This window comes from Flammeovirga sp. OC4, from assembly GCF_000812565.1.
Lineage (GTDB): Bacteria > Bacteroidota > Bacteroidia > Cytophagales > Flammeovirgaceae > Flammeovirga.
Window position 1 is genome coordinate 157653 of record NZ_JTAM01000007.1, and the last position, 7317, is coordinate 164969.

Annotated in this window: 9 protein-coding genes; 8 read left to right on the top strand and 1 reads right to left on the bottom strand. The window is 33.2% G+C overall.

The genetic code is table 11. The features are described 5' to 3' along the window. Nucleotides 1-133 precede the first annotated feature (133 nt). On the top strand, nt 134-463 hold the full coding sequence (locus PL77_RS08010; protein ID WP_044203580.1) for a hypothetical protein: 330 nt from the start codon (nt 134-136) through the stop codon (nt 461-463). A gap of 110 nt (nt 464-573) precedes the next feature. Here PL77_RS08010 and PL77_RS08015 read toward each other — a convergent pair whose 3' ends face one another. After that, a complete protein-coding gene (locus PL77_RS08015) occupies nt 574-966 on the bottom strand; it encodes a hypothetical protein (RefSeq protein WP_044203582.1) in 393 nt (130 codons plus the stop codon). 135 nt (nt 967-1101) lie between these two features. On the opposite strand from PL77_RS08015, the gene PL77_RS08020 reads away from it, so the two are divergent. The 7 genes from PL77_RS08020 (at nt 1102) to PL77_RS08050 (ending at nt 7145) form a co-directional block, all read left to right on the top strand. After that, on the top strand, nt 1102-1878 hold the full coding sequence (locus tag PL77_RS08020) for an MOSC domain-containing protein (protein ID WP_052444254.1): 777 nt from the start codon (nt 1102-1104) through the stop codon (nt 1876-1878). 288 nt (nt 1879-2166) lie between these two features. Next, nucleotides 2167-3177: a 2-hydroxyacid dehydrogenase gene (locus PL77_RS08025; protein WP_044203584.1), complete on the top strand. Its 1011-nt coding sequence runs from the start codon at nt 2167-2169 to the stop codon at nt 3175-3177. A 245-nt stretch (nt 3178-3422) separates the two neighbouring features. Next, nucleotides 3423-3785, top strand: a complete 363-nt coding sequence (locus PL77_RS08030; RefSeq protein ID WP_044203587.1) for a hypothetical protein — start codon at nt 3423-3425, stop codon at nt 3783-3785. 144 nt (nt 3786-3929) lie between these two features. Next, a complete protein-coding gene (locus PL77_RS08035; RefSeq protein WP_044203590.1) occupies nt 3930-4856 on the top strand; it encodes a PP2C family protein-serine/threonine phosphatase in 927 nt (308 codons plus the stop codon). Nucleotides 4857-4874: 18 nt separating this feature from the next. Beyond that, nucleotides 4875-5330, top strand: coding sequence for a hypothetical protein (locus PL77_RS08040; protein WP_044203592.1), 456 nt, complete (start codon nt 4875-4877; stop codon nt 5328-5330). Between the two features lie 79 nt (nt 5331-5409). Further along, on the top strand, nt 5410-6000 hold the full coding sequence (locus PL77_RS08045; protein WP_044203594.1) for a Crp/Fnr family transcriptional regulator: 591 nt from the start codon (nt 5410-5412) through the stop codon (nt 5998-6000). Nucleotides 6001-6071: 71 nt separating this feature from the next. Further along, entirely contained in the window at nt 6072-7145 is a 1074-nt protein-coding gene (locus PL77_RS08050) for an SMP-30/gluconolactonase/LRE family protein (protein WP_044203595.1), read from the top strand. Nucleotides 7146-7317 lie beyond the last annotated feature (172 nt).

Here is a 7317-nt window from a genome sequence, read left to right on the forward strand (position 1 = left end):
GTAGGGTATTACGTCTATTAATTGTGTAATATATATACAATAACAATGTGAAAACAGCTTTTTGTATTGTGATATTACATAACCGTCAATTTTGTATTCCGCAAAAAAATAAAAAGCTTAAAACTCTACTACTATGAATATACTTATCACTAAAACTGTATCAGCGAAATTTAATGATTCTTGTACTATTAATTTCGAGTTCTTTCTTCAAAGAAATGGTAATACATGGATGGAACCGCTTTACAAATCAGAAAACTATACTTGCGTTGATCAACAAGCATTGGTAGAACTTACGGAGAGTGCGAAGTTGTATGCTCAATACCTTGGTAAAATCAACGAAGAAATTACCGAAATGTCAGATTCAGAGTTTTATATATTGTTTGAGAAAATGCCGGAAATTCATTCAAAAAAGGATTTTAACTATACATTGAAAACAATAAGAGAAAAACATAGAGCAGCATAAAATCATTTAGAAATCAAATCATCATCAACAGGCGACCAATAAAAAAAGGTCGCCTTGATTTTTTATAATCAGACAACCTTTTTTTTGAAAACAAGCAAGTCACAATTTATTTATTGATATAGTTTTGAGGGATTAATGTCTACTCTCTGTTCTAGAAAACGATAGCGTACATTCATTAATGCACTTTTCATTTTTCTAAGGAAATCTGTCCAAGCTTCTTCTACCTCCTCAAGATACTTTTGAGTATCCTTATCTGCTTCGTGCTTGAAGGAATATCCTGCTTCAACTAAAAGTTGATCTGCACTGAATTTTGTATTAAAATTCTGCTGAATAAATTTATCTTTATCCTTGAATAGCTGGCTTAAGGCCAATAGTGCGAATTTGTTTGTTGGAAAACTCATGTAGTTGACCAATTCACTTAATGTTAACGGCATTTTTGTTGTTTCAGGAACTGCCATAACTTTACCAAGTTGGATTTCCTTCTTTAGAATTAAATGCTTCATGGCTTTAGGTTTAAAAGTGAAATACGTTTTTGTATTAAACGTTATTGAATAGAAATAGGATTCATGAAATACGTATTATTTTACGTTTTTTAATGAAAAAGCCCTTATTTGGGCAAAAAAATAGAAAAATGCCTTATGGAATTAAAGAAAATAAATGTATTTCCAATTAAATCATTGGACTCAATAGTATTGGATGAGGTTGAAATCTCTGAAGGAGCAACGTTAAAATGGGATAGAAGATGGGGGATTCACCGCAAAAGTGATGGTAGAACCGTCAACGGAAAAAAATACCCTACAATCCATAAACTAAGAACAAAATACGACTTGGAAGATCTCAGAGTAGAGATGTCAAGTGCTAAAGTTGGAATCGGTTCATTTGTGCTTGAAGGAGATTATACACAAATGAATCAGTATTTGTCCGACTATTTTGAAGAGGAAGTTTATGTATTAGAAAATGCCAAGACGGGTTTTCCAGACCATAGTGGAGGAAATGTAGGAGCATCGTTGGTTTCGATACAGACTTTGGAGAAAGTGGGTGAGTGGTTTGATTTACCTGTTGATGAGGTGGAGCGAAGAATGAGAATGAACTTTATTATAGATAACGAAACTGCTTTTGGAGAAGATAACTTGATGGGACCTTCTAAAAGTGAACCGAGGTCGTTCTTCATCAATGGTACTGAATTGAGAGGGTATAAGCCTTGTGAGCGTTGTCCTGTACCTACAAGAGACTCTATTACAGGTGAAGCCATGAAAGGTTTTCAAAAAGCATTTTTAAATAAACGAAAGGAGTTACAGCCAAGCATTTTAGATAACGAGCTCTATGCTCACGCTTACATGTGTGGTATTGTCTTGAATATTCCAGAGCAATCTGTTGGGAAGTTGGTGAAAAGTGGAATGCCGATCACTTTTTAAATTGAAAATTTCACCTTTATTCACAAAAAAATAAAGGTGATAAAGGGCCTTTTGGACACTATTGTAAATAGTTGAATACTAAACATATCCTTTTTGATCTTGATTGTAAATTGCTGATAACAAAGTTTTAAAGTGTCATTTCAACGAAAGGGAGTTGTCAAAAGTCCTATTTTGTTTTCCAATAATAATGTAAATTGTATCAATTACTTCACCGTGGTACTTTATTTGTTCCCTATGGTAAAGTAATAACTATTACATATAAAAATTCACTTATAAAATAAGATTAATATGAAAGTTGCTGTCTTTGGTACAAAATCATACGATAAAGAGTTTTTTAAACTTGAAGGAGTAAATACTACACACGAATTAGTTTTCTTTGAATCCCGCTTAAGAGTGAAGACTGCCCCACTAGCAAGAGGATTTGATGCTGTATGTGTATTTGTGAATGATGTAGTAGATACAGAAACAGTTAAAATGTTAGGTGAATTTGGTATCAAAGTAATTGCATTACGTTGTGCTGGTTTTAATAACGTTGACTTGATTGAGGCAGAGAAGCAAGGTATTGAAGTATTAAGAGTACCAGCTTATTCTCCTTATGCAGTTGCAGAGCATACATTAGCATTAATTCTTACATTAAATAGAAAAACACACAAAGCCTACAACCGTGTTCGTGAAGGTAATTTCTCTTTAGACAGATTAACGGGATTTGATATTTACGGTAAAACTGTTGGTGTGATTGGTACTGGTAAAATCGGTCAGATTTTCGCTAGAATCATGAAAGGTATGGGTTGTAAAGTAGTGGGCTTTGATTTATACCCTAACAAAGAATTTGAAAAGGAAGGTATTTTAGAATATGTGACATTAAATGAGTTGTTAGAAAATTCTGATATTATCTCATTGCACTGTCCATTGACGCCTCAAACACATCATATCATCAATGATCATTCTATTTGGAGAATGAAAAAAGGAGCGATGTTGATCAACACTTCAAGAGGTCGTTTAATTGATACAGAATCAGCTATTCGTGCGTTATCAAAAGGTCACTTAGGATACCTTGGTATTGACGTGTATGAGCAAGAAGAAAAATTATTCTTCAGAGACTTATCAGAAACATTGATCAGAGATGAAAAAATGTTGAATTTGATGTCATTCCCTAACGTATTAGTAACAGGTCACCAAGCCTTTTTCACGGATACAGCCTTGACTCAAATTGCAAGAGTGACGCTTGGTAACTTAACTGCCTTTGAAAAAGGTGAAGAGTTAGTCAATAGAGTTGGTTCTGAAGCAATAAAAGGTTAAATTGTTATAGGATAAAATTATATAAGGTATCAGTAGTTAATATTGATACCTTTTTTTATAAACAAGAAGTTGGGGCATCTTATAAATGTACAATTTCTGTTGAAGTACTAAGCCAAAAATAATATGAATTAGTGTTATATACTTTTGTCATAGTACTTAACATAAAATAAAACTTAATCACAAAACTAATTATTACTGAAAGACGTAATATTATTTGTTAGGAAACTATAATATTTTTAAAAACCATGAAAAGAAGACAAGCAACAACACTAGTTACTGCTATTGCTGCCGGCGCTGCGATAACTACAGGAATCGTTATCAAAACTAGACAATACATGCAAAAGAAAAGATTAGATGAAGGTGATTACTTATATCCATATCTGTCTTTTATCAAGAAAAAAATTGAAGCAGGAAAAGATTCAATCATCATCACTCCTGAAGATTCTCCTTTTAAGTTTATAACTTTATCTGTAAAAAAAGCGGGTAAGAAGAAATTAATCTTAGCAGATTATGAAGGAACAGCTTTAGGACGTGGACGTAAAGATCTTTTAAAATATAAAAATGGTAAGCTTACTTTCATTAAGCCAATCATTGAATATGCGATGTAGTAATTCACTAACATCAACAAGGAAGTCATTCTCAAATTACTGGGAATGACTTTTTTGTTGTCTAAAGCTTGATTTTGACGATGTTTGTTTAAACAAAATTCACCAAAAGTCAGTTACTAATCTGTACATTTAAAATTCTGACTTATGCAGACTACCAGTATCAATGAAAACAGTGTAAAAGATTTAACTGAACAACTTCGGAAATTAGAGGAGAAATACGAGTCGCAAAAGCAAATGACTGAAATGACCATCGGTTTTCTTCAAGATGCGAATGAGAAACTAACCGAAGCCAAGGATGAGATTGATAAAGTAAATAAAAGGGTACAGCAAAGCATCAACTATGCTCAACGCATCCAACAGAAAATACTTCCATCAGATCAGAAAGTACATCGTTTGTATCCTGATTCCTTTGTGCTTTACAAACCAAAAGATGTGGTGAGTGGCGACTTCTATTATGCAGACGAAGATGATCGCTTCAACTATTTGGCAGTGATTGATTGTACTGGACATGGTGTTCCTGGGGCTTTTTTGACTTTGATAGTTAACTCATTATTGGAGTCAATTTTAAAGGAAAATAAAAGCAACCGTGCAGATATTTTATTAAAGAAATTGGATGAACGTCTTTTTTATTATTTGAACAAGAATGAAGGTGTAAAGAAAATTCAGGACGGTTTGGATATCACTTTTTGTATGAAAGAGAAATCGTCTAATAAAATTTACTTTTCATCAACTCATCAAAGACTATATCATGTTTCTTCTCAAACTATTGAAGAATACAAAGGGGCTTCCTATTCCATTGGGGAGTTTTCCAAAAGACAAGAAAAGTTGATAAATCATCAATTAGAATTTGAACAGGGAGATATGATTTATTTGTCTACTGATGGTATCATTGATCAGTTTGGTGGACAAAATAATGAAAAGTTTAAAAGGAAAAATTTTAAGAACCTTTTGTTAAAAATTGCCGACTACCCAATAGAAAAACAACAGAAAATCATTGACCTCACTTTTGAAAAATGGAGAGGGAACAAAGTACAAACGGATGATGTTTTGGTAATGGGAATAAAACTATAATCTTTTAAAAATCTTATCATGGTAACTACCCCAAGTGAATTAAAAACAACAAGAAATACTCTTTTTGACTGCCTTTACAAGGATGAATACACAAAAGTCTACTTTATTCAAGAGAAAAACCTGTTAGTATGTGAAGCACTACAAGAATATATTCCAATTGAGGATTTTAAAAAAGTCTTTCATTTTATCACCTTAAACTTCTCACTGTTTGATCAAGTAGACAAGTTCCTGTTCGATAAACAAAGCCTTAGAGTATTTCATCAGCCTTCAATGGAATGGTATTTTGTGTTTTGGAAAAGAGAAATGTTTGAAGAGTATGGATTAGTCAATCATGTAAAAATTCTTCCTCAAAATTTACCTTGGTTTGAAGCATCAGTAAAAGCGGGCAGGGCACAAATAGAAGAGAAGTATAAAGATCTTGTTATCGATAAACTGAATATTGAATATGTATCTTCGATTGAAGAGATCGTTTAATACATTCTTAGTATTGAGATAAAATCCTTTTTCAAAAAATAGTTTATTTTTACCTCCCAATTGGTTCTAATTGCTATTTATGAAAAAGGATTTTTTTAGTTATTGTCAGCAAATCAGTAGTGATCTCAAAGAAGATGTTTTGTCGGAATTGTTTGCATGTTTTAGTGTGCGTTCATTGGAGAAAAATGATTTCTTTTCACAAAAAGGAGAATATGCTCATAAGGTTGGTTTTTTGATGAATGGAGTGATACGTGCATTTTATTTGAATGAGGAAGGCAAAGAATACAATAAGCAGTTTTTTGTAGGGCCATCGTTGATTGGTCCTTATACATCGCTTTTAACCAATACTCCCAATTTGATTCCTCAGCAAGCATTGACGGATTGTGAAATTCTTGAAGCAGAATACAAAGATATTGAAGCTTTGTATTCAAAACATCACGCCTTAGAGAAGCTAGGGAGGAAAATTGCGGAACATTATTTTTTAGAAAAAGAAAAAAAGGAATTAGAAATGGGATTGTTGGAAGGTGAGGAACGTTATGTAATTTTTCAAAAAGAATTTCCAAATTTAGAACAGCAAATCCCTCAATATCATATTGCATCCTATTTAGGAATTTCTGCTACTCAATTAAGCAGAATTCGAAAGGGTATATTGAAAAGCAATCTGGATTAAAATTACATATGTAAATGTTTCACTAATCCTTGTTGGTCACTTTTGTGGTACACTAAAAATCAAAAAGTACTATGAAAGCATTACCATTTTATTCTATCCTATTATTCAACTTTCTCCTTTCAAGTTGTGCGATTCACCCCAATAAATGGACGCCAACAGCAACAGAAGTTGATATTAGCACATTACCATCAACAAACCAACTTACCGACTCCAGGACGGTATCACTTTTAGGCTTTTCAGGAGCAGAAGATTTTGCGATGGACCAAGAAGGTAATTTGTATTGTGGAACCCATAACAGTAATGATGATTTTACAGGAGGAGCTATCCTAAAAATCGATTCTTTATTGAATGTAGAAGAGTATATCAAGACTGATAAATGGGTCACTGGAATGCATTTTAATGCCAATAACGAAATGATTCTATTGATGAATGGAGTGGGCTTGTTGAAAATCAATGCGGATCACTCTTTTGATACCTTATTGACCCAAACTCCTGATGGGAAACCGATATTGATGGGTTCAGGGCTTGATATTGCACAAGATGGAAAAATCTATTTTAATAATCTTTCCTCGCACATGGAGACTTCTATTGCAACTATCAATCAGCTTATTTTAGAAATGAAGCCAGATGGAGGAGTGTATTGTTTCGATCCCAAAACAAAGAAAACGGAAGTTATATCATCAGGAAATTATTTCGGAAATGGTCTTGTACTCAGCAAGGATGAGCAATCTATTCTAGTCTCAGAAACCTCAAAATACAGAATATTAAGATATTGGATTAAAGGTGAAAAGAAAGGACAATCGGAGGTGTTCTTAGATAATTTACCGGGTTTCCCGAACAACCTGAAACAGAGTTCGAATGGCAATTACTGGTTAGGTTTTACGACAAAAAGAAATCAACAATTAGACAATATCCACCCGAAACCTTGGATGAAGCAAATGGTTTTTGCGATGCCTGATTTTATGAAACCGAAACCTGAAAAATATGGATTAGTAATGGAAGTCTCGGATCAAGGAGAAATTATTAGAGTGTTTACAGATGAGGAAGGGAAAGTAGTAGAAGAGGCAGGGGCAATTATTGAGAAAGATGGTTTGTTATTCCTTGGTGGAGATATTGTCAATTCAGTTTCTGTTTTTGAATTGTAAATATTACTACATCATTATTAACCTAGAAGTCAGAGACTTCTTAAGATCTTTAAAGCACAAGAGACGCTGTCGCTTAACTCTTGCGCTATAAATTTGTAGAAATAGCACTGGCACGAATGTTAAGCGATAGCATCATTCGTGCCCAATAAATCAAAAGAAATCTCCTGATTTC

Excerpts from the sequence above, each read along its gene's own strand:
- PL77_RS08050 (WP_044203595.1), top strand. The coding sequence starts at position 6,072 with ATGAAAGCATTACCATTTTATTCTATCCTATTATTCAACTTTCTCCTT.
- PL77_RS08045 (WP_044203594.1), top strand. The coding sequence starts at position 5,410 with ATGAAAAAGGATTTTTTTAGTTATTGTCAGCAAATCAGTAGTGATCTC.
- PL77_RS08040 (WP_044203592.1), top strand. The coding sequence starts at position 4,875 with ATGGTAACTACCCCAAGTGAATTAAAAACAACAAGAAATACTCTTTTT.
- PL77_RS08010 (WP_044203580.1), top strand. The coding sequence starts at position 134 with ATGAATATACTTATCACTAAAACTGTATCAGCGAAATTTAATGATTCT.
- PL77_RS08020 (WP_052444254.1), top strand. The coding sequence starts at position 1,102 with ATGGAATTAAAGAAAATAAATGTATTTCCAATTAAATCATTGGACTCA.
- PL77_RS08025 (WP_044203584.1), top strand. The coding sequence starts at position 2,167 with ATGAAAGTTGCTGTCTTTGGTACAAAATCATACGATAAAGAGTTTTTT.
- PL77_RS08030 (WP_044203587.1), top strand. The coding sequence starts at position 3,423 with ATGAAAAGAAGACAAGCAACAACACTAGTTACTGCTATTGCTGCCGGC.
- PL77_RS08015 (WP_044203582.1), bottom strand. The coding sequence starts at position 966 with ATGAAGCATTTAATTCTAAAGAAGGAAATCCAACTTGGTAAAGTTATG.
- PL77_RS08035 (WP_044203590.1), top strand. The coding sequence starts at position 3,930 with ATGCAGACTACCAGTATCAATGAAAACAGTGTAAAAGATTTAACTGAA.